Annotated in this window: 24 protein-coding genes; 16 read left to right on the top strand and 8 right to left on the bottom strand. The window is 62.9% G+C overall.

Features of this window, described 5'->3' with window-relative positions; all coding sequences use genetic code 11:
• Positions 1–39: 39 nt before the first annotated feature.
• Positions 40–876: an RNA ligase family protein gene (locus NOX35_RS15010; protein ID WP_256493803.1), complete on the bottom strand. Its 837-nt coding sequence runs from the start codon at positions 874–876 to the stop codon at positions 40–42.
• Between the two features lie 570 nt (positions 877–1,446).
• Between NOX35_RS15010 and NOX35_RS15015 the strand changes: the two genes are divergently transcribed.
• From NOX35_RS15015 to phnE, 4 genes are all read left to right on the top strand, one after another.
• Positions 1,447–3,405 carry a choice-of-anchor I family protein gene (locus tag NOX35_RS15015; protein ID WP_256493806.1) on the top strand — a complete coding sequence of 653 codons (1,959 nt, stop codon included), beginning with the start codon at positions 1,447–1,449 and terminating at the stop codon, positions 3,403–3,405.
• A gap of 225 nt (positions 3,406–3,630) precedes the next feature.
• Positions 3,631–4,509, top strand: a complete 879-nt coding sequence (locus tag NOX35_RS15020; RefSeq protein ID WP_182283052.1) for a putative selenate ABC transporter substrate-binding protein — start codon at positions 3,631–3,633, stop codon at positions 4,507–4,509.
• 76 nt (positions 4,510–4,585) lie between these two features.
• Complete coding sequence (locus NOX35_RS15025) at positions 4,586–5,428, top strand: phosphonate ABC transporter ATP-binding protein (protein ID WP_256493807.1); 843 nt, start codon at positions 4,586–4,588, stop codon at positions 5,426–5,428.
• Positions 5,419–6,993 carry a phosphonate ABC transporter, permease protein PhnE gene (gene phnE, locus NOX35_RS15030; protein WP_256493808.1) on the top strand — a complete coding sequence of 525 codons (1,575 nt, stop codon included), beginning with the start codon at positions 5,419–5,421 and terminating at the stop codon, positions 6,991–6,993. The genes NOX35_RS15025 and phnE overlap by 10 nt, the downstream gene beginning before the upstream one ends.
• 63 nt (positions 6,994–7,056) lie before the next feature.
• Here the strand turns inward: phnE and NOX35_RS15035 are convergent, their stop codons facing one another.
• The 6 genes from NOX35_RS15035 to NOX35_RS15060 form a co-directional block, all read right to left on the bottom strand.
• A complete protein-coding gene (locus NOX35_RS15035; protein WP_256493809.1) occupies positions 7,057–7,512 on the bottom strand; it encodes an Lrp/AsnC family transcriptional regulator in 456 nt (151 codons plus the stop codon).
• Positions 7,513–7,883: 371 nt separating this feature from the next.
• Entirely contained in the window at positions 7,884–9,263 is a 1,380-nt protein-coding gene (locus tag NOX35_RS15040; protein ID WP_256493810.1) for a cytochrome c, read from the bottom strand.
• 12 nt (positions 9,264–9,275) lie between these two features.
• The gene (locus NOX35_RS15045) at positions 9,276–11,045 is read right to left on the bottom strand and encodes a GMC family oxidoreductase (RefSeq protein WP_182283057.1); all 1,770 of its coding nucleotides are present in this window, start codon (positions 11,043–11,045) and stop codon (positions 9,276–9,278) included.
• Positions 11,046–11,048: 3 nt separating this feature from the next.
• Positions 11,049–11,747 (bottom strand): gluconate 2-dehydrogenase subunit 3 family protein, encoded by a 699-nt coding sequence (locus NOX35_RS15050; protein ID WP_182283058.1) that lies wholly within the window; start codon positions 11,745–11,747, stop codon positions 11,049–11,051.
• A 448-nt stretch (positions 11,748–12,195) separates the two neighbouring features.
• A complete protein-coding gene (locus NOX35_RS15055) occupies positions 12,196–13,662 on the bottom strand; it encodes a HAMP domain-containing sensor histidine kinase (RefSeq protein WP_182283059.1) in 1,467 nt (488 codons plus the stop codon).
• On the bottom strand, positions 13,659–14,375 hold the full coding sequence (locus NOX35_RS15060; RefSeq protein ID WP_256493811.1) for a response regulator transcription factor: 717 nt from the start codon (positions 14,373–14,375) through the stop codon (positions 13,659–13,661). The genes NOX35_RS15055 and NOX35_RS15060 overlap by 4 nt, the downstream gene beginning before the upstream one ends.
• 177 nt (positions 14,376–14,552) lie before the next feature.
• Between NOX35_RS15060 and msrB the strand changes: the two genes are divergently transcribed.
• From msrB to NOX35_RS15085, 5 genes are all read left to right on the top strand, one after another.
• Entirely contained in the window at positions 14,553–15,044 is a 492-nt protein-coding gene (msrB, locus tag NOX35_RS15065) for a peptide-methionine (R)-S-oxide reductase MsrB (protein ID WP_182283061.1), read from the top strand.
• A gap of 13 nt (positions 15,045–15,057) precedes the next feature.
• The gene (locus tag NOX35_RS15070; RefSeq protein ID WP_256493812.1) at positions 15,058–16,890 is read left to right on the top strand and encodes a cytochrome c biogenesis protein DipZ; all 1,833 of its coding nucleotides are present in this window, start codon (positions 15,058–15,060) and stop codon (positions 16,888–16,890) included.
• A 4-nt stretch (positions 16,891–16,894) separates the two neighbouring features.
• Positions 16,895–17,635 carry a peptide-methionine (S)-S-oxide reductase MsrA gene (gene msrA / locus NOX35_RS15075; RefSeq protein ID WP_182283063.1) on the top strand — a complete coding sequence of 247 codons (741 nt, stop codon included), beginning with the start codon at positions 16,895–16,897 and terminating at the stop codon, positions 17,633–17,635.
• Between the two features lie 257 nt (positions 17,636–17,892).
• Positions 17,893–18,387, top strand: a complete 495-nt coding sequence (locus NOX35_RS15080; protein WP_256493813.1) for a nuclear transport factor 2 family protein — start codon at positions 17,893–17,895, stop codon at positions 18,385–18,387.
• Entirely contained in the window at positions 18,365–18,706 is a 342-nt protein-coding gene (locus NOX35_RS15085) for a glutathione S-transferase (RefSeq protein ID WP_256493814.1), read from the top strand. The genes NOX35_RS15080 and NOX35_RS15085 overlap by 23 nt, the downstream gene beginning before the upstream one ends.
• Before the next feature lie 82 nt (positions 18,707–18,788).
• Here the strand turns inward: NOX35_RS15085 and NOX35_RS15090 are convergent, their stop codons facing one another.
• Positions 18,789–19,427 (bottom strand): TetR/AcrR family transcriptional regulator, encoded by a 639-nt coding sequence (locus NOX35_RS15090; RefSeq protein ID WP_256493815.1) that lies wholly within the window; start codon positions 19,425–19,427, stop codon positions 18,789–18,791.
• Between the two features lie 140 nt (positions 19,428–19,567).
• Here NOX35_RS15090 and NOX35_RS15095 point away from each other — a divergent pair, with 140 nt between their 5' ends.
• Genes NOX35_RS15095 through NOX35_RS15125 form a run of 7 tightly spaced genes read left to right on the top strand, consistent with a single transcriptional unit; the run spans position 19,568 to position 26,168 of the window.
• A complete protein-coding gene (locus NOX35_RS15095) occupies positions 19,568–20,905 on the top strand; it encodes an NAD(P)/FAD-dependent oxidoreductase (RefSeq protein ID WP_256493816.1) in 1,338 nt (445 codons plus the stop codon).
• Positions 20,902–21,654 carry a DUF1365 domain-containing protein gene (locus tag NOX35_RS15100; RefSeq protein WP_256493817.1) on the top strand — a complete coding sequence of 251 codons (753 nt, stop codon included), beginning with the start codon at positions 20,902–20,904 and terminating at the stop codon, positions 21,652–21,654. Before NOX35_RS15095 ends, NOX35_RS15100 begins: the two co-directional genes overlap by 4 nt.
• On the top strand, positions 21,651–22,919 hold the full coding sequence (locus tag NOX35_RS15105) for a cyclopropane-fatty-acyl-phospholipid synthase family protein (protein ID WP_256493818.1): 1,269 nt from the start codon (positions 21,651–21,653) through the stop codon (positions 22,917–22,919). Before NOX35_RS15100 ends, NOX35_RS15105 begins: the two co-directional genes overlap by 4 nt.
• A complete protein-coding gene (locus tag NOX35_RS15110; protein WP_256493819.1) occupies positions 22,916–23,506 on the top strand; it encodes a chalcone isomerase family protein in 591 nt (196 codons plus the stop codon). The genes NOX35_RS15105 and NOX35_RS15110 overlap by 4 nt, the downstream gene beginning before the upstream one ends.
• An 18-nt stretch (positions 23,507–23,524) precedes the next feature.
• The gene (locus NOX35_RS15115; protein ID WP_182283071.1) at positions 23,525–24,814 is read left to right on the top strand and encodes an MFS transporter; all 1,290 of its coding nucleotides are present in this window, start codon (positions 23,525–23,527) and stop codon (positions 24,812–24,814) included.
• Positions 24,811–25,371, top strand: coding sequence for a DUF3833 domain-containing protein (locus NOX35_RS15120; protein WP_256493820.1), 561 nt, complete (start codon positions 24,811–24,813; stop codon positions 25,369–25,371). The genes NOX35_RS15115 and NOX35_RS15120 overlap by 4 nt, the downstream gene beginning before the upstream one ends.
• Positions 25,372–25,376: 5 nt before the next feature.
• Positions 25,377–26,168, top strand: a complete 792-nt coding sequence (locus tag NOX35_RS15125; protein ID WP_256493821.1) for an SDR family oxidoreductase — start codon at positions 25,377–25,379, stop codon at positions 26,166–26,168.
• The last annotated feature ends 146 nt before the right edge of the window (positions 26,169–26,314 follow it).

The following is a 26,314-nucleotide window of genomic DNA, read 5'->3' on the forward strand; positions in this document are numbered from 1 at the left end:
CTACGGTTTTGATAGCTATCAATGCTTTCTGGTAAAGCCCTACCAGCTTTTCGGGATCACATTGGCAAAGATATCGACGCCTGCACGCAGACCATTGGCAACGATGGGCCGCTCGCTGTGGTGCGAGCCCGACTCCAGGATCACCTGCACGAAGTCGGAGCGCACGAACTTGTAGCGCTCCACGGTCTGGCCGTTCTCCTCGACCTTGATATACAGACCTTCGGCAAGTTCGGATCTGTCGGTCTGGCGCCAGGCCAACGGCAAATCCAACTTCTGCCTTTGCACCTGATCCTCGAACACCGCCTTCCAGCGCGCACTGCGCCCCAGGGACGGTGTCAGCAATGCCAGCAAATCCTGCAAGCGCCTCGGTGCGATACCGGCGTAGAGCACGGGCACGGACACCACAGGCACTCCGGACAGCAGCGCATGGCGCTGCGGCGTATCCAGAAACTGCTGCGCCACGCGGTCCCAGACGTCGAACTCGCAAAACCAATGCGGCAACGCGTCGTAGTACAGAGAATGCTTGGCATACAGCCATTCGCCATACATCACATAGCGTTCGTCCAGCAAGGCCATCAGTGCCCCTTCATGGGCTCTGGCCCATTGCTTGTAGGCATTGAACTGACGCTCGCGCCCGCCCATCTGATCGGCTTGCAGATAGTGGCCGCGCGACTGCAGCAGCAAGCTGCCGTCGGCGCCAAAGCTCAGCGCCGCATTGGCGCCATCCAGCTTTTCCTCGACCACGATATGGCGGCCGGCCAGGGCTTCATAGGACACGGCGTCGGCCTGATCACCGACCTGCAGTCGCGAGCCACGCAGATGCGGCGTGCGAGGATATTTGAGAATCTCCAGATTGAATAAATGGGAAGTAGTCATGTTGTGCTTTCCAAAAAGGGAATAAGCCACGCACCAAAAGGCATGGCAGACAAACCAAGGACAACGAAAGCGGCACTCGCCGCCACCATCGGGCGAAGACAAAGACACCTGGCCGCCATGCAAAGAACAGGCCGGGATTCAGGGAGTGGAAGAGCGCAGGACCAAGGCGTGAGCCAGGTCAGAAACGCCAGGCAAGGGCTTGCTCACCGCGAAGGCGCAAGTGCCCCCTCAGGGCGACATGCAACGGGAAAGTAGGAGGCAGCCCGAGTCAGGCACCTCCGGGGGTTATATATCCACACCGCAGCGCACACGTGAGAGATCAGCGTGTGACGAAGTCGTTTAGCGCAAACGAATGCGGCAGGACATGGTGCACCTCGAAAATGAGAGCGAATAACGCAAGTGGGGTATGGCTGGCGAGTGTATTGGCTTGTGACAGCAGCTGCCAAGCGATTTGCAGTCTCTGTGGTGCAAAGACCACGAATCTGTTTCACAGGGATGAAACAGAGGCTGGTTACAAATCGTAGTTTTCTTCCTGCACCTGCCAAACTCTCAATGACATCTGCACAGACCTTGCGCCAACCTCTTCTGATTTCCCTGATTGCAGCCGCTGCCCTAACCGCCTGCGGTGGTGACGACAACAACACGAACAGCACCACCCCAACACCTGCTCCGGTTCCTGAAGGCCCGGCACCGGCTCCCGAGCCCGAGAAGACGCCTGTCTCGCTCCTGCTCGAAAAAATCGGCAGCTATCAGTCGGGCATTTTTTTGCAGAGCGCCGCCGAAATTACGGCTTTCGATCCCGTCACCAAGCGCGGCTTTGTGGTCAACGCCCAGAAAGGTGCGCTGGATGTGCTGGACATGAGCAACCCCGCCGCACCGCGCATGCTCGCCAGTCTGGATGCCACCAAGCTCTCGCTGGGTGCAGGGGCCTCCATCAACAGCGTGGCCGTGCATGGCGGCCTGGTGGCCGCAGCCGTGCAGGCATCGGTCAAGACGGACAAGGGCATGGTTGTCATCTATGACGCCGACAAGCTCGGCGTGATCGCAGAAGTGCCCGTGGGCGCCCTGCCCGATATGTTGACCTTCACCCCCGACGGCAAGACCATTCTGGTCGCCAACGAGGGCGAGCCCAGCGATGACTACCAGATCGACCCCGAAGGCTCGATCAGCGTGATCGACGTGAGCACGCCCGCCAAGCCTGTGGCTCGCACTGCCGACTTCAAGGCCTTCAACAGCCAGAAGGCCCAGTTGCTGGCCAAGGGCGTGCGCATCTTCGGCCCGACCGCAGACGGCCAGGGAACGGCCGCCGTGGCCAACGACCTGGAGCCCGAATACATCGCCGTGGCCCCCGATGGCAAGACGGCCTGGGTGACACTGCAGGAAAACAATGCGCTGGCCATCGTGGACATTGCCAGCGCCACCGTGAACGAGGTGGTGGCTCTGGGCTACAAGGATCATGGCGCTGTTGGCAACGAGCTGGACTTCGCCGACAGTGACGGCAAGAGCCCGGTCATCGACATCACCCGGGCCCCCAACGTCTACGGCATGTTCCAGCCGGACTCCATCGCCGCCTACAAGGCCGCAGACGGTGCAACCTATCTGGTCACGGCCAACGAAGGCGATGCACGTGCCTGGGGTGAAGGCAACAAAAGCTATTTCGGCACCGCCGCCGACAAAACAAGCGGCACCCCGGCTGCGGCAGGCGATGTGACCAAGGGCTTTGTGGAAGAGTGGCGCATCAAGCATCTGGTGCACAAGGACGGCTTTCTGCGCCGTGCGGGCGACGACCTGCCCGCTCATCTGGCCAGGCTGGCCAGCGGCGCCTATCTGAGTGGCGCCAACTTTGCCTGGTGCGGCGCAGTCGGCACAGACCCCAAGACCTGCCGCGACGACGACAAACTGGGCCGCCTCAAGGTCACCTGGACCATGGGCTACCAGACCGACAGCAGCGGCAACCCCGTCAAGGATGGCAAGGGATATCTGACCTATGACAGGCTATACGCCTATGGAGGTCGCTCCATCTCCATCTGGGATGCCAAGGGCAAGCAGGTCTGGGACTCTGGCGCTGCCATCGAAAAATTCATCGCCAGCCCCGAATGCAAGCTGGGCGCCAAACGTGACATTGCCTGCGCCGCCTACTTCAACACCGGTCATGACGAAACGGCCAGGCTCGATGCGCGCAGCAGCGCCAAGGGTCCCGAGCCCGAAGGCCTGACCGTGGGCCAGATCGGCACCAAGACCTTTGTCTTTGTGGGCCTGGAACGCATGGGCGGCATTCTGGTGTTCGACATCACCGACCCCAAGGCACCCAAGCAGATCGACTATCTGAACACTCGCGAGAACTGGAGCGCCGGCTTTGACAGCAAGTCCGCGCTGGCAGGCACCGCACTCAGCGATGTGGGCGATCTGGGCCCCGAAGGCCTGCACTTCATTTCCGCAGCCAAGTCACCCAACGGCAAGCCCCTGCTGATGGTGGGCAACGAGGTCAGCGGAACCACAGCCATCTACCAGCTCAATCTGCAGTATTGAACCCTCCAGACAAGCAGTCGCTTTCATGCCAGGCCCCGTTCCCACGGGGCTTTTTGCTATTCAAATCAAGCAAAGACTGCGCCGAGGGTTTCTCAATTACGTAACAATAAGCGCCAGCGGTCGGTGTACCGCCTATGGGTCCCCATTCGTCGCAAGCCAGACGCTTGCGACCTACTAAACCGCCGTGTATCCGGACGGCGGTGGCTTTTTTGAACGGAGCACTTAATGACGCACTCTTTCGCTCGCCGCCAGGCGCTGCGCGGCTTGGCCGTGGCAGCTCTCGCCTCCTCCCTGCTGTCCGTAGCGCATGCAGACACCCCCGCGGTGCTGCGCGTCTCGGCCATTCCCGACGAGGCACCGACCGAGCTGCAGCGCAAGTTCAAGCCCCTGGGCGAATACCTCTCGCAAGCCACCGGCATGAAGGTGGTGTTCACCCCCGTCTCCGACTACGCGGCCGTGGTCGAGTCTCTGGCCACCCGCAAGCTGGATCTGGCCTGGCTGGGCGGCTTCACCTATGTGCAGGCCAAGATTCGCACCAACGGCACGGCCATCCCCATCGTGCAGCGGGCCGAGGATGCGGTCTTCACCAGCAAGTTCATCACGGCCGACCCCGCCATCAAGACGCTGGCCGACCTCAAGGGCAAGACCTTTGCCTTTGGCGCCCCCTCCTCCACTTCGGGCAGCCTGATGCCGCGCTTCTTTCTGCAGCAGGACGGCCTGAACCCCGAAAAAGACTTCAAGACCGTGGCCTACTCGGGCGCGCATGACGCCACCGTGGCCTTTGTAGCCGCAGGCAAGGCCGAGGCCGGCGTGCTCAACACTTCGGTGTGGGACAAGCTGGTCGAATCCAAGAAGGTGGACACCAGCAAGGTACGCGTGTTCGCCACGACGCCCACCTACTTTGACTACAACTGGACAGTGCGCGGCGACCTGGACCCGGCCATCGTCAAGAAGCTGACCGCTGCCTTCCTGGCACTGGACCCCAGCAAGCCAGAGCACAAGGCCATCATGGACCTGCAGCGCGCCTCCAAGTTCATCGCCACCGGCTCCAAGAACTACGACGGCATCGAAGCTGCCGCCAAGTCCGCCGGTTTGTTGAAGTAAGAAATTCAGCTCTTTTTTGACTGCCAACGCTTATATATCAGGCGTTGGCAGCTATTGTTTTCAGAGTATTCGTCTCATGAGCTTCATGCTGGACGATGTGGGCCTGACCCACAGCAACGGCTTTACCGCCCTGTCCCATATTTCCTTGTACGCCACCCAGGGCGAGAGCATTGCGCTCATCGGCCCCTCCGGTGCCGGCAAGACTTCGCTGCTCAGCACCATAGGCACAGCCTACCTGCCCACGGCAGGTCGCATGCAGGTGCTGGGCCAGACCGTGTCTGCGCAATCCGCAGCCCGCGAACTCAAGGCCCTGCGCAGCCGCATCGGCACCGTGCACCAGGCCGCCCCCATTCCACTGCGTCAACGTGTGGTCACGGCCGTGCTGGCCGGCAAGCTCGGCCAGTGGCCGATGTGGAAGGCGCTGGCATCGCTGGCCTACCCGCAGGACATTGCGGGCGCCCGCCAAGCCCTGGCCCGCGTACAGCTTGACGACAAGCTGTTTGCACGCTGCGATCAGCTCTCTGGCGGCCAGTTGCAGCGCGTGGGCATTGCCCGCGTGCTCTACCAGCAGGCCGGCCTGATTCTGGCCGACGAGCCTGTATCCGCTCTAGACCCTGCGCTCTCGCAGGCCACGGTGCAATTGCTGGTTCAGGAAGCTGCCGCGCGCAAGGCCACCCTGGTGGCCAGCCTGCATGCCGTCGATCTGGCTCTGGCCAACTTTGGCCGCATCGTCGGCGTGCGCGATGGCCGGCTGGCCTTTGACCTGCCAGCCGCGCAAGTCGGCGACACCCAGTTGCAAGCGCTCTATGCCCATGCCGATGGCAGAGCGGCCGACCTGCCCATGCTGCACAACCGCCTGGCTCAGAGCGACCTCGTCAGCGCCGCGCCCACTCCCATCCAGGTGAACGCATGCCGGTAGACATGCCCGATCCAGCCCGGCCATCACGCCATGACCCCTCCGCTCGCAGCCGCCTGAGCGCTCTGATCCTGACGCTGGCCGTGCTCTGGCCCATGCTGCAGACCTCGGGCTTTTCGCTCAGGCCGTTTTTCGATGTAGACAATCTCAAAGTCATCGGCGGCTTTCTCGCGCAGTTTCTGCCGCCCGAAACCAATGCAGAGTTCCTGACCTACCTGGGTCAGGCCACGCTGGAGACCCTGGCCATCGCCACGGCCGGTATGGCGCTGGCCTTCGTGATTGCCGTACCCATGGCCTATCTGTCCACGGGCGCGGCGCGCGAGAGGGTCACGCTCAACCCCATCGCCCGCAGCGTGCTCACCATCCTGCGCGGCATTCCCGAGCTGGTCTGGGCTCTGGTGTTTGTGCGCGTCTTCGGTCTGGGCCCCGCAGCCGGTGTGCTGGCCCTGGGCCTGACCTATGGCGGCATGCTGGCCAAGGTCTATGCTGAAATTCTCGAATCCACAGCCCCCGCTCCGGCCCGCGCCCTGCGTGCCAGCGGCGCCGGCCGTATCCAGGCCCTGCTCTACGGCCTGCTGCCGCAGGCGGCCACGGAGCTGACGTCCTACACCGTCTACCGCTGGGAATGCGCGATCCGTGCCTCGGTGGTCATGGGCTTTGTCGGGGCGGGAGGCCTGGGCCAGCTCATGGATCAGGCCATGAAGATGCTCAACGGCGGCGAAGCCGCCAGCATTTTGCTGGCCTTCATGCTGCTGGTGGCAGCGGCCGATCTGCTTTCCTGGTGGCTGCGTCGCACGCTCGACGCTGCGCCTGCGGCGCGCCCCCTGCCCTTCGGCTGGCGAACCGGCACATTTGTGCTGGCTGCCTGTGCGGCCCTGTGGGCCAGCCTGCGGCTTCTGGATATTGATTTCTCGGCGCTGTTCACGGCAGATGCCGCCGCCAGCATGGGCGACTTTGTACGCGGTTTTTTCCCGCCCGATCTAAGCCAGCCCTGGCTGCTCAAGGTGCTGCAAGGCATCTGGGAGACTCTGGCCATCTCCATCGTCGGCACCTTGCTGGCCGCGATCGCTGGCCTGCTGCTGGCCCTGCCGCGCTGGCGTGCGCCATGGAATGTGCTGCTCAATGTGCTGCGCTCGGTGCCCGAACTGGTCTGGGCCACGATCACTGCGCTGGCCGTGGGCCTTGGCCCGTTTGCCGGTGCGCTGGCCCTGTCCCTGCATACCACCGGCGTGCTGGGCCGCCTGTTTGCCGAGGCCTTGCAGAATACTCCGGCAGCTCCCGCGAATGCGCTCAAGCTCAGCGGCAGCAATAGCCTGCTGGCATTTTGCTATGGCACCCTGCCTGGCGCTGCGCCGCAACTGCTGGCGTACACGCTGTACCGCTGGGAGATGAATATCCGCATGGCGGCGATTCTGGGCTTTGTAGGAGCAGGCGGGCTGGGCCAGCTGCTGTACTTCGAGCTTTCGCTGTTCCACTATGCCCAGGCCAGCACCGTGATCATCGCCATGCTCTTGCTGAGCATCGCCGTGGACTGGAGCAGCGCTGCCTTGCGCCGCGCCATGCGTTGAGACGGCTGCGCGGCGCCCCTGCTCCGCGCCGCGACTGATCGCACCGCGAAGAGCAGTGCCGCTTCACACGCCCAGAGGCAGGTCGGCTTTTTTCAGCGTACGCAGCACAAAGCTGGACTGGCTGTGGCGTATGCCCTTGATCTTGTAGAGCTTCTCGCGCAGCAGGCGCTCGTAATCGCGCGTGTCCTTGACAACGATACGCAGCAGATAGTCGTACTCGCCCGAAACCAGATGCGCTTCCACCACTTCGGGAATGGTGGCCAGCACCTCGCCGAACTTTTCCAGCGTGTTGTCCGAGTGGCTGTCCAGCGTGACCATGACCAGAACCGAATCGGCCAGTCCCAGCGCCTGCGGGTTCAGACGCACGGTATAGCCCTCGATCACGCCGGCCTCCTCCATCTTCTTGATGCGAGCCCAGCATGGTGACGCACTCAGACCCACGGCTGCGCCAATGTCTTGCAGACTGGCACGCGCGTTAGCCTGCATTGCAGCAAGAATCTTTTTATCCAGAGTATCCATATCCTTGAATTTACCGCCAAAAGACCAATAACGAAAAAATTTTCTGTAGCAACAGCATATTTGCAGAATTTGAAGCAACATTTTCTGCACTGCAAAATGCACACTTGAGTCCATGGAAGCACGTTTACCGACGCAGCAAAACCATTCAACATACCGCGCCGTTTACCGTCAGCATCCGGTTGGTTGATCCGCAACACGCATACGCAACAGGCCGCATCACTTAAGCACAGTGGTGCGGCCTGTTGATTTTTGGACGTCTCAATCGCCTCGGCAAACGGCAGCTGCATGAAAAAACCCGGCCGGATTTACGTCGGGCCGGGTTTTCGGGAGCCGGCCCGGCGCACAAGGCACCTGGCGGATGTTCATGCTGTTTACAGGGATCGCTGCGGAGCAGCATCGGCCTGTACGTGCTTGCGCACCTTGCTGACCAGGCTTTCGCTCACATCCGAAGCCTGGTTGCCCCAGCCCTTGCGCAGGAAGCTGGCCAGTGCAGCCACCTCACCGTCGGTCAGGCGGTCGGCATAGCCCTGCATCACCAGATGCATGGGACGACGCTCTGTAGCGGGCGAGGAAGCGCCCTTGAGAATCACCGACACCAGCGGGCTGGCATCCTTGCCCACTACCATGGCATTGCCTTGCAGCTCGGGGAAGATCTCGGGAGCACCCTTGCCGCTGACAAAGTGGCAGGCTGCGCAGTTGTCGAGATACAGGCGAGCACCCAAAGGCATGTCGGGCGCTGCGGACTTCAGCAGTTCCGCCGTGGCTTCTCCAGCTTTATCAGCCCTGGCAACCGCAGTGCTGCGCGGACCCGGTGTCGCCACTTTTTCAGGGGCCGCATCTGCGGCCTGGCCGTCCATGGTCTTGAGGAACTTGGCCATGGCGTTCAAATCGGCATCGGTCATGTACTGCATGGAGTGCTCGACCACCAGCGCCATTTCTCCGTTGGCCACCGCATGGGCGTTGCGGCCGGTTGCCAGATAGGCGGCTACCTGCTCGGTCGTCCATTGCTGAACACGCGAATCCTTGCCGCGCAGTGCAGGAGCAGACCAGTCGTCCACCATGCCGCCGGCAAGGAAGCCGGAGTCGAGCAGGCGTGTGCCGTTCTGCGCCATGAAGGCAGTGCGGGGGCTGTGACAGGCGGCACAGTGACCTGCACCCTCGACCAGGTACTGACCGCGAATCTGCTGATCGTCACCGGCCATGGGCTTGAAGCCTGCGTCACCCGACAGCGCAAGCCAGTTCCAGGCACGGATGCCGAAGCGCATATTGAACGGGAAGCTCAGGCTGGTGGCCTGTACCTCGTTCCTGACGGGCTTCACCTCGGTCTGGAGGTAGTCGAACAGCGCGCGAATATCGCTTTCCTTCATGAAGCGATAGTTCTCGTAGGGCATGGCCGGGTACAGCTGCTGGCCATGACCACCGATGCCGTCCACCATTGCGGCACGGAACTGCTCCAGAGTCCAGCTGCCGATACCGGTTTCCTTGTCCGGCGTGATGTTGGAGGACCAGATGGTGCCCATGGGGCTTTCAATGCCGCGACCGCCGGCCATGGGCTCACCCCCCTTGGCGGTATGACAGGCCATGCAGTCACTGGCACGCATGACATATTCGCCGCGGCCGGCTTCTGCCTTCCAGTCGGCAGCCAGCGCTTCATTCGCGGGCGTGGGCTTGAAAGGGACGTAGATCAGCGCCTGCGCCGCCACAACGCCCAGAACGATCAGCGCAATCAGAATGCTGAGGATTTTCTTCATGTCTTGCTCTCCTCAGACCAGCGGACGTGGGTTTTTCAGATACATGGTGCGGATCGCATGCAGCGTCCAGTACGCCAGGCCGCCGACCATGCCGGTGGGGTTGTACTGGGTGTTCTGCACGAAGTTGCCGGCACCGAAGACGAACACGTTGTGCTTGTCCCAGGCCTGGCAATAGCGATTCACCACGCCTTCCGTGGGCTTGTCGGACATGATGTGACCACCGGTGTTGTGCGTGGTCTGGTAGGGACGCACGTCGAACTTCGCACCGATATTCTTGAAACCTGACTGCAGCAGATCCGGCTTCAAGGCGTTGCCCACCTCCTCGGCCTTGATCTTCTGGTACTGGGTCATCCGGATGTCGTTGTCCTGCCAGTTGAAGGTCATGCGCATCAAGGGACGACCATGCGGATCCTTGTAGGTGGGGTCCAGATCAAGATGGTTGTTGCGGTAGGACATGTGCGAGCCGTGCGTGCCGATCGACATGGAATGGCCATACCACTCGCCAATGCCCTTCTTCCAGCCTGCGCCCCAGCCCGGCGTGCCCTTGGGCAACGGCATGGAACGGATGGGCTGACCATTCATGGTGCCCACGCGCCAGTAGGCGCCGCCAATGAAGCCCAGCTTGCCGAAGTCGTTCTGGTTGATGCCGTAGTCGTCGATACACATGCCGTTGGAGCCGTGACCGATGAAGGGATTGAAGTTCTCCTCCTTGAAGAACAGGGTCACGCCACCATTCATCTGGTAGGCGTAGTTCTTGCCTGTCACCCCGGTGTCGGTCTTGGGATCGTAAGGCTTGCCGATGCCTGAGACCAGCAGCAGGTGGACGTTGTTGAGCTGAAAGGACGACAGAATCACCAGGTCAGCGGGCTGGAACACTTCTTCGTTCGTGTTGGAGTCAAAGTAGGTCACGCCGGTTGATGTCTTGCCGTCTTCCGAGCTTTCCACTCGCAGAACCTCGCAGTGCGTGCGATAGGAGAAATTCTTCTTGCGCTTGAGCGCATCCAGCACCGCCGTCTGGGGCGAGGACTTGGAGTACTGGTAGCAACCAAAACGCTCGCAGAAGCCGCAGAAGTTGCAGGGAGCCATCTGCATGCCATAGGGGTTCACGTAGGACGTGGACGCAATGCCGGCAGGAGCCGGGAAGGGATGCAGGCCCATGCTCCTGGCACAGGCTTCGAACTTGCTGGCGTCATAGGTCGATGGAAGAGCAGGCATGGGGTACTCTTTCGAGCGCCAGCCTTCAAACGGGTTGCCGCCAGCCTGAATCTGGCCCTTGATATTGCCGGCCTTGCCCGATACACCTGCCACTTCGTCAAACCGGGTAAAGAAGGGCTCCAGCTCGTCGTAGCTGACGGGGTAATCCATCAGGTTCATGCCTTCCGGAATGATGGACTCGCCCCATTTTTCCCTCACATAGCTGCGCAGCTTGATTTCCTCGGGCTGAGGGCGCCACAGCAAACCATTCCAGTGCGTGCCGGCACCGCCCACGCCATTCGCAGGCAGGAAGGAACCCATCGAACGGTAAGGCAGAGCGATCTCGCTGTCGTCGCGACGCACCGTCACGGTCGCCTGACGCGGGTGCTGCATGTTCTTCAGGCGCACGCCATAGGTCAGCTCGTCGATCTGGTTGGGGTACTTGAACTCAGGCACCGTGTTCTGGTCGCCGCCGCGCTCCAGTGCCACGATCTCCAGGCCCTCTGCCGCCAGCTCCATGCCGGCGATGGAGCCCGTCCAGCCCAGGCCAACGATGACTACGTCTTTTTTCTTTTCAATGCGTGCCATGACTCAGGCCCTTTCACCCTTGATGGAAACCGGTCCCAATGGGTACTTCTTGTTGTGTTGGTCCACCCACTCCATATAGCTCGCTCGAGCGCCTGGGAAGCCGATGTATTTCCAGGACTGCATGCCGTGATTGCCGCCATGCACGGGGTCGGCGAAATAGCCCTCCTTGGTATTGGCCAACAAGGTGGCAAAGAAAAGACTCAGTTCAGGGTCTAGCTTGATCTCGCCCTTTTGCAGCGCGGTCAGAGCTTCGTCCTGCTGCTCTGTGGCAAGGCTTTTGAACTCCTTGCCAAAGCGCTCCGTGCAAGCCGCATTGAAGGCGGGAATGGCCTTGCGATAGAGCTGCGCAGGGTTCAGAGGCGATTGCCAGCCCCGGTCGGGTGTGGCGACCGGGTCGTGCGGGCCTTCCATGTACCAGATCTCGGCATTGCCGTAGTAGCCCTTGAGCTGGCGATCGATGAACACCGGCACATGAGCTTCGATCGCTCCAGGTCCATCCCCTTCTGAAGGGATCAGGCGAGCTGTTGCCGCCAGAACAAAGGCCCACTCGTCCGCATTGAAGTACTCGGGCCTGTATGCATCCAGTTTGAGCGCAGGCTCCTTGGAGTTGGCATGCATTGCCACGGCCGTTCCAGCCAGTGCGACGCCAGCACCGGAGGCGAACAGAAAGGATCTGCGGCTTGGTGGGGAAAAGTTGGACATTGTGCGATTCCTACATCGTGTGAACCTCGGCCATGCGCAGCCAGTTGCGCAATGAACGAGTGTTCAGGTTCTTTGAATCAGCGGTGGGTTTCGGGTCAGTTTGGAAGAAGCACACACCCAAAGAAAATGCCCGCAAAGCGGGCACTCGTACGCAGAGCCAGAGCCTTCTTCAAGCCGGCCCATACCGCCTTAACAATTTGATAATAGTTGTGCTGGCAAGTATCTGTACCTGGCAAGCAGCTTGCCCACCAGCAGGTCGTAGTTTTTCATTGGAGTGCGCAACTGGGGTTTTCACTTAGATATAAGACATAAGACTGCCTGCCACTCTGGGCCCAAGACGATGCGAGGCAGTGCTGCCAGACTCAGGGCAGTGGAGGTGCCGAGGCTCGCCCCCAACTACTTGCCCATACGGCGAACAGATGGAAGGTGACGGTGCGCTTTGTCGACACTAAGCTGGAGCCCGTGGCAATGAAAACCGGAACGTGGTGCCCTGTCCGTCACCCTCGACAAGATGGATGGAGACTCCGTGCAGCTCCAGCATCTGGTGCACGATTCTCAAGCCCAGGCCTCCGTCGCGGCGGGCACCACCTACGGTAAAGGGACGCCTGAACAGGCCTTCACGCAACTCTGGCGGGATGCCTGGGCCGGAGTCACTGATAGTCACCTCCAGCTCTTGGCCTACGGCTCTTATGGCTATCCTTATCGCCCCGCCTTCGGGGGTATAGCGCAGGGCGTTATCCAGCAGATTGCTCAGGACGCGCTCTATCATTCCCAGATCTGCACGAACTGCCGGAAGTTGAGGGGCAAGGTCCGCCTGCAAGGAGATATGGCGCGACTCTGCCGCAAGCTCGAACTTCTGGAAAACGTCCTGCACCAGATCAACCAGAGAGAATGATTCAAGCTCCGGCTGCACAAAGCCGTATTCCAGCCTGGCCAGCTCGAACAGGCTTTGGGACAGGGCCCCCACCCTTCGACTCTGGTCAAGCGCAATGCCAAGGTAGCGCCTGCGCTCTGCAGGCTCCAGGCTAGCATCCTTCAGAAGCAAGGTCTCCAGATACCCATGCAAGGACGACAGCGGTGTGCGCAGATCGTGGGAAATATTCGCGATCAATTCCCGGCGCTCCTGATCCTGCCGCGTGAGAGCCTCCCATTGCTCGCTGATGCGCAGCACCATCTGCCGATAGGCAGTGTCCAGCACTGCAATCTCGTCACGGCTGTGATCGGCCACATCCGGGGAGCGTTCAGGCATCTCGGGAGGAACGCCATGCATGTCAAACTGCCGAACCGACTCGGTCAGACGCCGCAAGGGACGCGTGATCAAGGTGAAGGCGACAAGGCCCGCAGCGAGACAGAGCAGTCCGACCATGCCAATCGACAGCAGTGCCGTCTTCAACACCGCATCTGCCGAGCCTCTGGCTGCAAGAAGATCATGGGCCTCACCAAGCAGCACCACATAGATGAAGCCGACTTGCCGCCCGTTTACGCTCAAAGGGGCCGCACTGAAGACCTTGCGGCCATCGCGGCTGCGCGGATCATCCCCCAAAATGGGCAGCATCTGTCCATCGATGAATCGATGAACCGGCTCAAGATCGACCCGGTCGCGACGCAAACGCCCCTCGGGTGCTGCATGACCGGCAATGCGGCCGTCGGGCTCCAGCAGGTAGACCTCCACACTCGGGTTCACCATCATCAGCTGGTTGAAGAGATTTCGTACCGCGTCAGGCATCAAGCCATTCGCATCGGTCAGCTGTGCATCGCGAGCAATACTCTCGGCGACGTCTCGGGACAAGGCTTGCACCACCTCCAGCTCATGCATGCGGTTGGAGCGAAGCTGCAGCCAGGCCGAGGTACCGCTGCAGACCAGGAGCAACAGGGCAAACACGATCGCCAACCGCTGGGTCAGAGTCAGGTTCATTCGCCCTCTCCAGTTTCAGCGAACTTGTAGCCACGCCCCCAGACCGTGAGGATCCGCGTCGGCTGTGCTGGATTGACCTCCACCTTGGCACGAAGCCGGTTGATATGGGTGTTGACGGTGTGCTCGTAACCCTCGTGCTGATAGCCCCAGACCGCATTGAGCAGGTCCATGCGCGAAAACACCTTGCCGGACTGGCGAGCAAAGAAATACAGAAGATCGAACTCACGGGGCGTGAGATCGAGACGGCGTCCGTTAAGACATGCATCTCTTGCCACCGGATCCATGACCAGCCCATTGACCAACAGGCTGCCCGACTCCAGGCGCGCACTCTGAGCCAGGGCATCGACCCGGCGCAGCAGAGCCTTCACCCGCGCCACGAGTTCCAGAACGGAAAACGGCTTGGCCAGATAGTCGTCCGCGCCGATCTCCAGCCCCAGAATGCGATGTACCTCACTGGAGCGGGCGCTGATGATGATGATCGGCGTGTAGCGTGTCATGGCACGCGCACGCCTGCATATCTCCAAGCCGTCCACGCCAGGCAACATCAGATCCAGCACCAGCGCATCCCAGCCACCGCGCTCCAGATGCGCGAGGCCGTCATCGCCACGGGCGCAATGCACCACCTCCAGCCCTTCGTCCCGAAGGTGGAGCGAAAGCAGATCGGCGATGTGGGCGTCGTCCTCGACCAGCAGAATGCGACGGGCGATAGTCATGAGTAATAAGGTCTCCGGCAGGGACGGTTGATGCAGCACTGTGGAGCACAGCCACGTGATTTCACATTGTGCTCAAACTGCTCGCATGGAGTTATCACGTTTTTTTTAACTTTGCGTGAGGACTTCGGGATCGCCACTCCATAAGCTCGATGTCATCGAACCCAGAAAGCCGATGCCATGACCACCCGACGCCATATGCTGCTGGGCGCAGCAGCCTCCGCCGCCGCGCTTGCCACCGGAATCTTCCAGCGCCATGCGACTGCAGCGACAGAGACCTTCGAAATCAGCTACACCGATGCCCAGTGGCGTGCCCGGCTCAGTCCTCAGCAATATGCGGTGCTGCGCCAGGAGGCGACGGAGCCGCCCGGCAGCAGCCCGCTCAACAAGGAGCATCGTCCTGGAACATTTTCCTGCGCCGGCTGTTCCTTGCCCTTGTTTGCCTCCTCCACCAAGTTCGACAGTGGCACCGGCTGGCCCAGTTTCTGGAAGCCGCTGGACAACGCCGTCGCCACCCGAAAGGACCGAAGCTACGGCATGGTGCGTGTCGAAGCGCACTGCCGGCGCTGTGGCGGTCACCTTGGCCATGTATTCGAAGACGGACCAGCTCCTACTGGTCTGCGCTACTGCATGAATGGCCTTGCCTTGGCTTTCACGCCCAAACCCGCCTGAGGAGAAGCAAGCCATGCTGCTGATCGTCCTTGCCTATCTGGGTGGTGTGCTGACCATCGTCAGCCCCTGCATCCTGCCCGTGCTGCCTTTTGTGTTCTCTCGCGCGAACCAGCCCTTTGTGCGCAACGGCCTGCCATTGCTGGCTGGCATGGCATTGACCTTTGCGATCGTTGCCTCTCTCGCCGCCATAGGCGGCGGCTGGGTGGTGGCTGCCAATCAGTATGGCCGCTGGCTGGCACTGGCTCTGGTGGCGGTTTTCGGGCTGACACTGCTGCTGCCGCATCTGTCGGAACGGTTGACCCGCCCATTGGTGGCTGTCGGCGCACGCCTGTCGGAGTCGGCACAGATCGGCGGCGCACCGCAAATAGGATCCTCTGTCATGCTGGGAATCGCGACGGGGCTTCTATGGGCTCCATGCGCCGGACCCATCCTGGGACTGATACTGACCGGTGCGGCCCTGCAGGGCGCCAACACCACCTCGACCCTGCTGCTGCTGGCCTACGCAGCCGGGGCCGCGACTTCCATGGCCGCAGCTCTGCTGCTCGGCGGTCGGGTATTTGCCGCGCTCAAGCGCTCGCTGGGTGCCGGTGAATGGGTGCGGCGCGGTCTCGGGGCAGCCATGCTCGCGGGCGTGGCTGCCATCGCCCTGGGGGTCGATACCGGCGTACTGGCCCGACTGTCAACCGCCTCCACCGGTGGCCTGGAGCAGAAACTGGTCGAGCGCCTGAACCAGCCTCATGGCGAAGACCCCAGGACCATGCGTGGCAATCCGGGCACGATGATGCAGGGACCATCCCTGGCACCTGCTGAAGGGGCTGCCATGATGTCTGCAGGAGTTGCAATGCGCATGAGCGGACCATCGAGTGCAGCTCCTGCGCTGCCCGATGAAGGCATCGCACCGTCCCTGGGCGGAGCGACCCAATGGCTCAACTCCAAGCCTCTGAGCGGGCAAGACCTGCGTGGCAAGGTGGTGCTGGTGGATTTCTGGACCTACTCCTGCATCAACTGCCTGCGCACCCTTCCCTATGTGAAGGCATGGGCCGAAAAATACCGCGACCAGGGCCTGATTGTGATTGGCGTGCACGCACCCGAGTTCGCTTTTGAGCGCGACATCGGCAACGTGAGCAAGGCCATGAAAGACCTGGGCATCAACTATCCGGTGGCCGTTGACAACCAGTATGCAATCTGGCGCGCATTCAAGAACCAGTATTGGCCTGCTCACTACTTCATCGATGCCACGGGACGCATCCGCCACCACCACTTTGGCGAAGGCGGCTACGCGGAATCGGAACGGGTGATACAGCAGCTTCTCCAAGAAGCGGGCAGCTCCCAGTCGGCCATGGGCCTGACGGAGGTAGATGCCGGGGGCGTGCAACTGGCCGCCAACATGGATGAGGTCGCATCTCCCGAGACCTATCTGGGTTATGAGCGTGCCGAGAACTTTCTCTCCACACCCAAAGCCGTTCCCGACAGGGCGGCAACCTATCTGGAACCGGAACGGCCCAGGCTGAACACCTGGGGCCTTGCCGGGCAATGGATGGTTGGAGCGGAAAGCGCCTTGCTGACCGGACCATCGGGCCGCATCGTCTACCGGTTCAAGGCGCGGGACCTGCACCTGGTGCTGAGCCCGGGCCCTGACGGAAAGCCCGTGCGCTTCAAAGTCTGCATTGACGGCAAACCACCCGGCACCGCCCACGGTGTGGACGCGTCCGCTGACGGCAGCGGCACTGTCACCGGCCAGCGGCTTTACCAGTTGGTGCGCCAGTCCGGAGTCATTACCGAACACACCTTCAGCATCGAGTTCCTGGACAGCGGCGTTTCCGCCTATGCCTTCACTTTCGGATAGCCATATGAACACACGCATCATCTCACTGGCCGCGTCGAATCGGCGTAGCCTGCTCCAGACACTGGCCGGCAGCATCGTTTTGCTGGGCGGCGGACTGTTCTGGCAACCGACGGCCTTCTCGGCCGAAGAAGCGGTTCGCCTTCCTGCCCCTTCCCTGGACTCCCCGGCTACCGGACCGTCCTCGCAACGCGCGATCTTTGCTGGCGGTTGCTTCTGGGGAGTACAGGGCGTGTTCCAGCACGTAAAGGGCGTGCAGCGCGCGGTCTCCGGCTATAGCGGAGGTGCTGCATCCACCGCCTCCTACGAGCTGGTCAGCCGCGGCAACACCGGCCATGCAGAATCGGTCGAGGTCACCTTCGATCCGACCCAGGTGAGCTATGGAACTCTGTTGCAGATATTTTTCTCTGTCGTCCACGATCCCACCCAGCTCAACCGACAGGGTCCGGACACGGGAACGCAGTATCGCTCGGCAATTTTCGCAACCAGCCCGGCCCAGCTCAAGACAGCGCAGGCCTATATCGCTCAGCTTGACGCAACACACCTGTATCCCAAGCCCATAGTCACCCGCCTCGAGGACAAGGCCAGCTTCTATCCGGCCGAGCTCTACCACCAGGATTTCATGACCGAAAACCCGCGTCACCCCTATATCGTCTTCAATGATTTGCCCAAGGTAAACAACCTCAAGCGCTTCTTCCCAGACCGCTACCGGAGCGAGCCGGTGCTGACCAAGAAAGCGCACCCGTAGCAGTCTGGCGAAATATGCTGCAAGCGTGCACCGCACGGAGACCGCTTGCAGCGTACCCACCGAAAATCAGGGCGATCAGCGCCAGCGCCCAGCGTGAAGACCCTGTCTCCCCGAGAACGGGAAGCCTGACAGGGCATCAGCGCTATGCGCCAGGCTGCGGAGGGTTCACGCCAGGCAGCCATGGATCACCGGAAGCGCAAGACAGCCGTGGCACAGCCGCCACGGGGATGCGCAGCAGTTTGCCTACAATTTGATGCATGCAGCAAAGCCCCTCCTCCTCAACCGATGTTGCTGCTGCAGTTGAGCGGCTTGTCCAGTTGTACGAACAACTGACCCCTGGCCACCTGCTGCAACTCGACAGCTATTACGCAAGTGATGCGCACTTCAAGGACCCCTTCAATGAAGTGCGTGGTGTGACAGCCATCGCCGGCATATTCGCCCATATGTTCGACACGCTGCAAGAGCCGCGCTTTGTCGTCACCCAGCGCCTGGTACAGGGCCGGCAGGCTTTCCTGGCCTGGGAATTTCACTTTCGCTTTCGACGCAGGCGGTCCGGCTCCGAGCAATGCATTCGTGGCGCCACCTTGTTGAATTTCAATGCACAAGGTCTGGTCTGCCAGCATCGCGATTACTGGGATGCGGCCGAAGAACTCTATGAAAAGCTGCCACTGCTTGGATCCTTGATGCGCTGGCTGCGCAAAGCAGGTTCTGCGTCCAGGAAGACGCCCCATGCTCACCGTTCATCACCTTGAAACTCCGCGCTCGCAGCGCATGCTCTGGCTGCTTGAGGAGCTCGATGCTCCTTACGAACTGCGTCGCTGCCAGCGCGATCCCCGGACCCACCTCGCGCCACCGGAGCTCAAGCGCGTGCATCCGCCGGGCAAATCGCCGGTGATCACCGATGTGGAGACAGCGCTGGCCTTCATGGATGAGCATCTGGCAAAGCATCGATGGTCTGCAGGCGAGCATCTGAGCATGGCCGACCTCCAGATGAGCTCTGCCGTTGAGCATGAGCGTGCGGCATACCAGCGAGCCTTGAGCAAGAGCGGGCCGGTCATCATGCAATCCTGAGCCGGAAACAGACTTCTCCAGACAGCGCTGATTGCCCGTTTCGAGTGCGCCAGGACTTGGCGTATTTGTTCACGCCGCCCCGTCAACCCGCCGCAGCCAGCCCGTCAAACGTGGTACTCGTCACCCAGTCGATGATCTGCGCATGCGTGTACTGCCCCGACTCCTTGAGCAGGGCAACGACAGGGTCGCAAGCCCGTGCAAACAGCGTATACAGCACCAGCTCGGGGGGCAGCGCGGCCTGCAGCTGGCCGCTGGTCTGGGCTTCGGTAATCCAGATGCTGAGCCGGTTGCTAAGGGCAATCAGCCGGTCCATATAGGCATCGTTGGATTGCAAAGAAGCACTTAGATTCGAGTTCTGTGCCGGCAGCGAAGGCATTTCACCCTCCAGCTGCGTCTGCATGGCCCAGCGCGTCACGGCCTTGAGCTGATCCAGCGGGCGCATGGGAGCACCTGTCTCGGCCGCCTGGCTTGCTTCGTCGCGCAAGCCGTCCACGAAGGCCAGGGCACGATCCAGCACGCCGACCATGGCGGCTCCCGCCAGTTCCTCCTTGGAGGTGAACAGCTTGTAGAGGCTGGCCTTGGCCATGCCGGCTTCGGCAGCGACCTCGTCCACCGTCATGGCGTCATAACCCTTGGTGGCCAGCAGCCGGTTGACGGCCACCACGATGGCCTGCTCACGCACGCGCTGTATCTGCTGTTTGATGGAGGAGCGGCTTGTCATGGGCTTATTTTAGACCTGATAGGCCACACCTCATACTAGATAGTGCAAAGTGGAAATGTTTGGTTTATAGTTTGAACTCATCAGTTCATGATTTGACCTTGCTGGTGCAAACGGACTGATAAACCAGGAAAGGCATTCGCATGCATCGCATTGCAGTCATAGGGTCTGGGATTGCGGGTCTGGCCGCTGCCCGGCGTCTGACAGGCGCGCCTGGCCAGCATCGCGTGACATTGCTGGAAGCGGGCCACCATTTCGGCGGGCATGCCAACACCGTCGATATGACGCTGAATGGCGTGAGCCAGGGTGTGGACACGGGCTTTCTCGTCTTCAATCACCGTACCTATCCGCTTTTGACGCAGCTGTTCGAAGAGCTGCAGGTGCCTACGGCGGCCGCCGAGATGTCGTTTTCCGTGCAGGTGCCGCAGGCCGATGGCAGGCCGGGCCTGGAGTGGAGCGGCAGCTCGCTGAACGGCGTATTCGCGCAGCGCCGCAACCTGCTGCGTCCCCGTTTTCTGAAGATGCTGGCGGAGATCCTGCGCTTCAACCGGCTGGCCACACGCATTGCGCAGGAAGGCGATGAAGCGCGGCTGCGCAGCTCCATCGAAGTCTTTCTGGATGAACACGGCTTCGGTGCCGCCTTCCGCCAGGACTATCTGCTGCCCATGATGAGCTGCATCTGGTCCTGCCCTATTGACCAGATGCTGCGTTTTCCCGTGGCCACGCTGATCCGCTTCTGCCACAACCATGGCCTGATCCAGGTCTCCGACCGGCCCCAGTGGTACACCGTGCGGGGCGGCTCGCGCCAGTATGTGCGGCGCATGCTGGCCGCGCTGCAGCACGATGGCCGCCACGAGGCCCGTCTGAACGCGCCCGTGCTGGGCCTGCGCCGCGTGGAACATGGCGTGTTGCTGCAGATGGCGCATGGCACGGAGCACTTCGATGCCGTGGTGCTGGCCTGCCACAGCGACCAGGCCCTGCACCTGCTGGGCCTCGATGCCACGCTGCAGGAGCGCAGCGTGCTGGGAGCCATCCGCTACCAGCCCAATCAGGCCGTGCTGCACACCGATGCCAGCGTGCTGCCCAGCCGCCAGGCGGCCTGGTCCGCCTGGAACTACGAGCGCGCGGCCGATGCGGGTCGCAACCGGATAGGCGTCTGCCTGCACTATCTGATCAACCGGCTGCAGCCTCTGCCGTGGCAGCAGCCAGTGATGGTCTCCTTGAATCCGGTGCGCCCCATCGACGACAGCCAGGTCCACGCGCGCATCGAGTACAGCCACCCTGTGTTCGATCTGGCCGCCATCGAGGCCCAGGGCCAGGTCGCAGCTCTGCAAGGCCAGCGCCGGACCTGGTTCTGCGGTGCCTGGTGTGGCTACGGCTTTCACGAAGATGGTCTGCGGTCGGGGCTCGACGCGGCCGATGGCCTGCTGGACGTCTTGCCCAGGCTGCCCGTCAGCCCTGCCATCAGGGGGGCAGCATGAACGCTCGGCCCCTCATCGGCTTCGGCCATGTCTGGCATCGACGTCTGCGCCCCGTCGAACATGCCTTCCGATATTCGGGCTACTTCCTCGTGCTGCCAATGCGCAGCTTGCGCATGCAGCCCGATAACGTGCTGCGGCGCAACCGGCTCGGCTGGATCAGCTTTCACGACAGCGACCACGGCGAGGGCGGAGCCGATGCCCTGGACTGGTTCGAGCAACTGCTGCACAGCGAAGGCATTGACGATGCCGATGGTGAAGTCTGGCTGCACACCTTCCCGCGCGTGCTGGGCTACGTTTTCAAGCCCGTAAGTTTCTGGTATGCGCACCGCAGCGATGGCTCGCTGGCCGCCGTGCTGGCGGAAGTCAACAACACCTTTGGCGAGCGCCATGCCTATCTGCTGGCAGGCCCCGACCTGGCCTGGGGCCGCGAGCAGATGGCACGCAAGCAGTTCCATGTCTCGCCGTTCTGCGAAGTGCGTGGCGAGTACCGCTTCCGCTTCGAGCGCTGCGAGAAACGCACCCTGGCGCGCGTGGATCTGCATGACGAAGACGGCCCTCTGCTACAGACCAGCGTAGGCGGCACGCTGCATCCGTTGGATGCGACCACCGTGCGCCGCGCCTTCTTCGGCACTCCCTTGATGACGCTGGGCGTCATCGCCCGCATCCACTGGCAGGCGCTGCTCCTCTGGGCCAAGCGCCTGCCCTTCCATGGCAAACCCACCAAGCCCGAGCGCTTCGTCACACGATGAACACCACCGCCGCCCCCTTGCTGAGCCCCGCCGCCGCAGCACCGCGCCGCACGCCTGCGCGGGCACGCCGTGTACTCCATCTGCTCGAACGCCTGCCACACGGGCGGCTGGACCTGGAGCAGCCCGATGGCCGGTTGCTGCACCTGCCCCGGCCTGCACCCGGCCCTGCCGACGCGCACTTCGTGCTGCATGACTGGCAGGCGCTGGAGCGCACCCTGAAATCGGGTGACATCGGTCTGGCCGAAGGCTACATCGCCGGCGAATGGGACAGTCCCGACCTGGCTGCGCTGCTGCGCCTGTGCATGACCAACCGCGACCATGTGCAAAGCCTGGTCTACGGCAGTTGGTGGGGCCGGCTGGGCTATCGCCTGCGCCACCTGCTGCAGCGCAATACGCGGGCCGGCAGTGCCAGGAACATCCATGCTCACTACGACCTTGGCAATGATTTCTACCGCCTTTGGCTGGACCCGGGCATGAACTACAGCGCGGCCTGGTTCGAGGGCCGCACGGGCAAGGCCTTGCACCACGCCAACCTGCAGGACGCCCAGCAGGCCAAGCTCAGGCGCACGCTGAACGAGGTGAGTCTGCAGCCCGGCCAGCGCCTGCTGGAAATCGGCTGCGGCTGGGGTGGCCTGGCAGAGACTGCGGCCCGCGAATGCGGTGCCCGGGTCACGGGCGTGACGCTGTCGCGCGAGCAACTGATCTGGGGACAGCAGCGCATGCTGCATGCAGGGCTGGCCGATGCCGTGGAGCTGCGCTACCAGGACTACCGCGACCTGCCGGCCCTGCATGCGGGCCAGCCCTTCGACGCCATCGTCTCCATCGAGATGTTCGAGGCCGTGGGCCGCGAATACTGGCGCGGCTACTTCCAGATGCTGCGGGACTGCCTCAAACCCGGCGGCCTGGCCTGCATACAGACCATCACGCTGCGCGAAGACCTGTTCGAGCGCTATCTGCGCTCCACCGACTTCATACAGCAGTACATCTTCCCGGGCGGGCTGCTGCCCAGCATTTCCGCCTTCGAGCAGGAAGCTCGGCGTGCCGGCCTGGTGGTGGAGCGCCGCATGGCCTTCGGCCGCGACTATGCGGAAACGCTGCGGCGCTGGCGTCAGTCCTTCGAGCAACAGCTCGACGCCGTGCGCGCCCAGGACTTCGACGAACGCTTTGTGCGCATCTGGCGCTTCTACCTCGCCTACTGCGAGGCGGCCTTCGACGCCGGCAACACCGATGTCGTGCAGTTCACGCTGCGCAAGCCCCTCCCATGACGGCCCCACCCCTGCGTCCACACCGCCGCCAGGCCCTGGCCTGGGGCGCGGCCCTTGCCCTTGCACCTTCATTGACCACCATGTCCAACGCACTCCACGCCAAGACCCCTGCTGCAGACCTTCCGACCGAGCTGCGCAGTGCCCTGCCGGCCGCGCGTCTGATGGGCACCGGCGTGCTGCGCTTCTTTGGTCTGCGCGTCTACGAGGCACGGCTGTGGGCCGCGCCCGGCTCGCTGCCAGATGACTACGCCCTCCACCCGTTTGCGCTGGAGCTGGTCTATGACCGCAAGCTCGAAGGCGCGGCCATTGCCGAGCGCTCCATCGCCGAAATGCGCAGGGTGGGCAGCTTCACCGACGAGCAAGCCCGCCGATGGTTGGCCCTGATGAAGCAGGCCTTCCCCGATGTGGTGGCCCAGGACCGGCTGCTGGGGCTGAACGACGGCCAGGGCGAGGTGCGCTTCTTCCACAACGGTCGCCAGACCGCACAGCTGCGCGATGCTGACTACGCTCGCCTGTTCTTCGGCATCTGGCTGGCGCCGCAGACCTCGGCACCAGCCATGCGCAGCTCGCTGCTGGGCCTGGGCTGAGCGCCAACGGACCCCGCCATGGCCACACACCCTGCCGCTGTCTCCACGCTGCCCTGGCGCACGGGGCTGGCCTATGGCTCTCTGGCTGCGCCGCTGGCGTTCGTGTCCCTGCCGCTGTATGTGAACCTGCCCTACCACTACGCCAGTGTGGCCGGTGCGCCGCTGGCGGGGCTGGGTGCCGTGCTGCTGGCCACGCGCGGCTTGGACGCCCTGGTGGACCCCGCCATCGGCCGCCAGGCCGACAGGCTGCTGCGCCTGGGTACGCGCCCGGCCTGGTGCGCTGCAGCGCTGGCCAGCCTGCTGATGGCGCTGGGCTTCTGGGCGCTGTGGCATCCGCCGCGCGGTGGCCAGGCCGCCATGCTGGGCTGGCTGGCCTGCAGCCTGCTGGTGTGCACGCTGGCCTACAGCTTCGTCACCATTCTCCACCAGGCCTGGGGCACGCGCTGGGGCGGTCAACCCGCCTGGCGTGCCCGCGTCACGGCGTGGCGCGAGGGCTCCACGCTGGCTGGCGTGCTGCTGGCCAGCGTGCTGCCGGCATGGATGGGTTTTGACGCCACCAGCGCCATGCTGACGCTGGGCCTGGCGCTGGGGCTGCTGGGGCTGTACCGGCTCAAGGCGCCCGTGACGTCAGTGACGCAGGTGCAGCAGGCCGCGGCTGACGCCTCTCAGATCTCACCGTGGGCGGATGCCGGATTTCGCCGGCTGCTGGCCGTGTTCATGCTCAACGGCGTGGCCGCTGCCATTCCCGCCACCTTGCTGCCCTTCTTCGTGGCCGACAGATTGCAGACGCCCGAACTGCAGCCCTTGCTGCTGCTGTGCTTTTTTGGCGCGGCGGCCCTGGGCCTGCCGCTGTGGGTGAAGGCCGTCTCGCACTGGGGCCTGGCGCCCAGTTGGCGCGCAGGCATGCTGGCCAGCGTGCTGGCCTTCGGCTTCACACCCTGGCTGGGCACGGGCGACGGCCTGGCCTTTGCCGTGATCTGCCTGGCCAGCGGTCTGGCCCTGGGCGCGGACCTGGCCCTGCCGGGCGCACTGCTCACGGGCGTGATCCACGAGTCCGGCCAGGGCGGCCGGGGCGAGGGCCGCTACCTGGGCTGGTGGACCTGCGCCACCAAGCTAAACCTGGCCCTGGCCGCAGGCCTGACCTTGCCCCTGCTCTCTGCCGCGGGCTACCGCAGCGGCGACAGCGATGAGGCCGGCCTGCAGGCGCTGGCCTGGGCCTATGGCGGCCTGCCCTGCCTGCTCAAGCTGGCGGCGGCGCTGCTGCTCTGGCGCGCCGAGCGACGCCATTCTTCCTGGAGGCACACATGAGCAACATCATCCGATCCACCTCGTTTTCGCCGCTGTGGCATGCCTGCCTGGGCGCAGCATTGGCGCTGAGCCTTGCAGGCTGCGCCGGGCCTTCCGTGCAGGACTATGCCAAGGAGCAGCCGCAACTGGACCTGCGCCAGTACTTCAACGGGCCGCTGACGGCACACGGCATGTTCACGGACCGCTCAGGCAAGGTGGCCAAGCGCTTCACCGTGCGCATGACAGGGAGCTGGAAGGGCGACGAGGGCACGCTGGACGAGCACTTTGTCTACAGCGACGGCAGCACGCAGCAACGCGTCTGGCATATCCGCCATCTGGGCGACGGGCGCTACAGCGGCCGCGCCGACGACGTGGTGGGTGAAGCCCAGGGCCAGAGCGCCGGCAATGCCATCCGCTGGAGCTATGTGCTGGCCCTGCCCGTGAATGGAAGAGTCTGGAATGTCAGCATGGATGACTGGATGTACCTGATCGACGGACGCACCCTGCTCAACCGCACCGCCATGAGCAAGCTGGGCCTGCATCTGGGCGATGTGACACTTGCCATCGTCAAGGAGTGAAGATCATGTCGCTGCTCTGTGCACGGCTGAACCCGCCACTGCGCGACTGGCAGGGTCGCTCGGCCTGGATTCTGGGAGCCTCCTCGGGCATAGGTCGCGCCACGGCCGACGCGCTGCACAGGCGGGGAGCCAGGGTGATCGTTTCCGCGCGCCAGGGCGACGCCCTGCGGGATTTCGAGCGCAGCCACGACGGCTGCCTGGCCCTGCCGCTGGACGTGACCGATGCCGCTGCCCTGGCTGCAGCAGCCCGGACGGTGCAGATTCATTGCGGCAAGGCTCCCGACCTGATTCTCTATTGCGCAGGCCGCTACAAGCCCCAGCGCGCCACGGAGTTCGACCTGTCCGAGATGCAGCATCACCTGGCCGTGAACTATGGCGGCGCCCTGCATTTGCTCCATGCCGTGCTTCCGATGCTGCTTGCGGCAGGGCAAGGCCATCTGGCACTGGTCGGCTCGGTGGCGGGCTATCGCGGGCTGCCCATGTCCCTGGCCTACGGCCCTACCAAGGCGGCACTCAACAACCTGGCCGAAAACCTCTATCTGGACCTGCATGACCGGGGCCTGGGTGTATCCATCATCAACCCCGGCTTTGTCGATACGCCGCTGACGGCGCAGAACCACTTCAGCATGCCGGCCCTGATCGATGCGGACGAGGCGGCCCGTCAAATATTGCAGGGCTGGGCGCAGGGGCGTTTCGAGATGAATTTCCCACGCCGCTTCACGCGCTGGATGCGCCTGCTGCGCTGCCTGCCCGATGCCTGGTATTTCTCGGCAGTGCGACGCATCACCGGCAGCTGACTGCCTGGCCCTGCGCATGCAGCTGACGCTGCGCAGATGCCCTGCCGCAGTGCCACGCTCTTGAGCACACCGGGCGACCTGCCGTAGCGTCGAGCAAGCGACGGCTCACGAGTTACCCTAGCACCGCAGGCCTGAAGCCGCCCGGC

The organism is Comamonas sp. C11 (assembly GCF_024496285.1).
Classification (GTDB): Bacteria; Pseudomonadota; Gammaproteobacteria; order Burkholderiales; family Burkholderiaceae_C; genus Comamonas; species Comamonas testosteroni_F.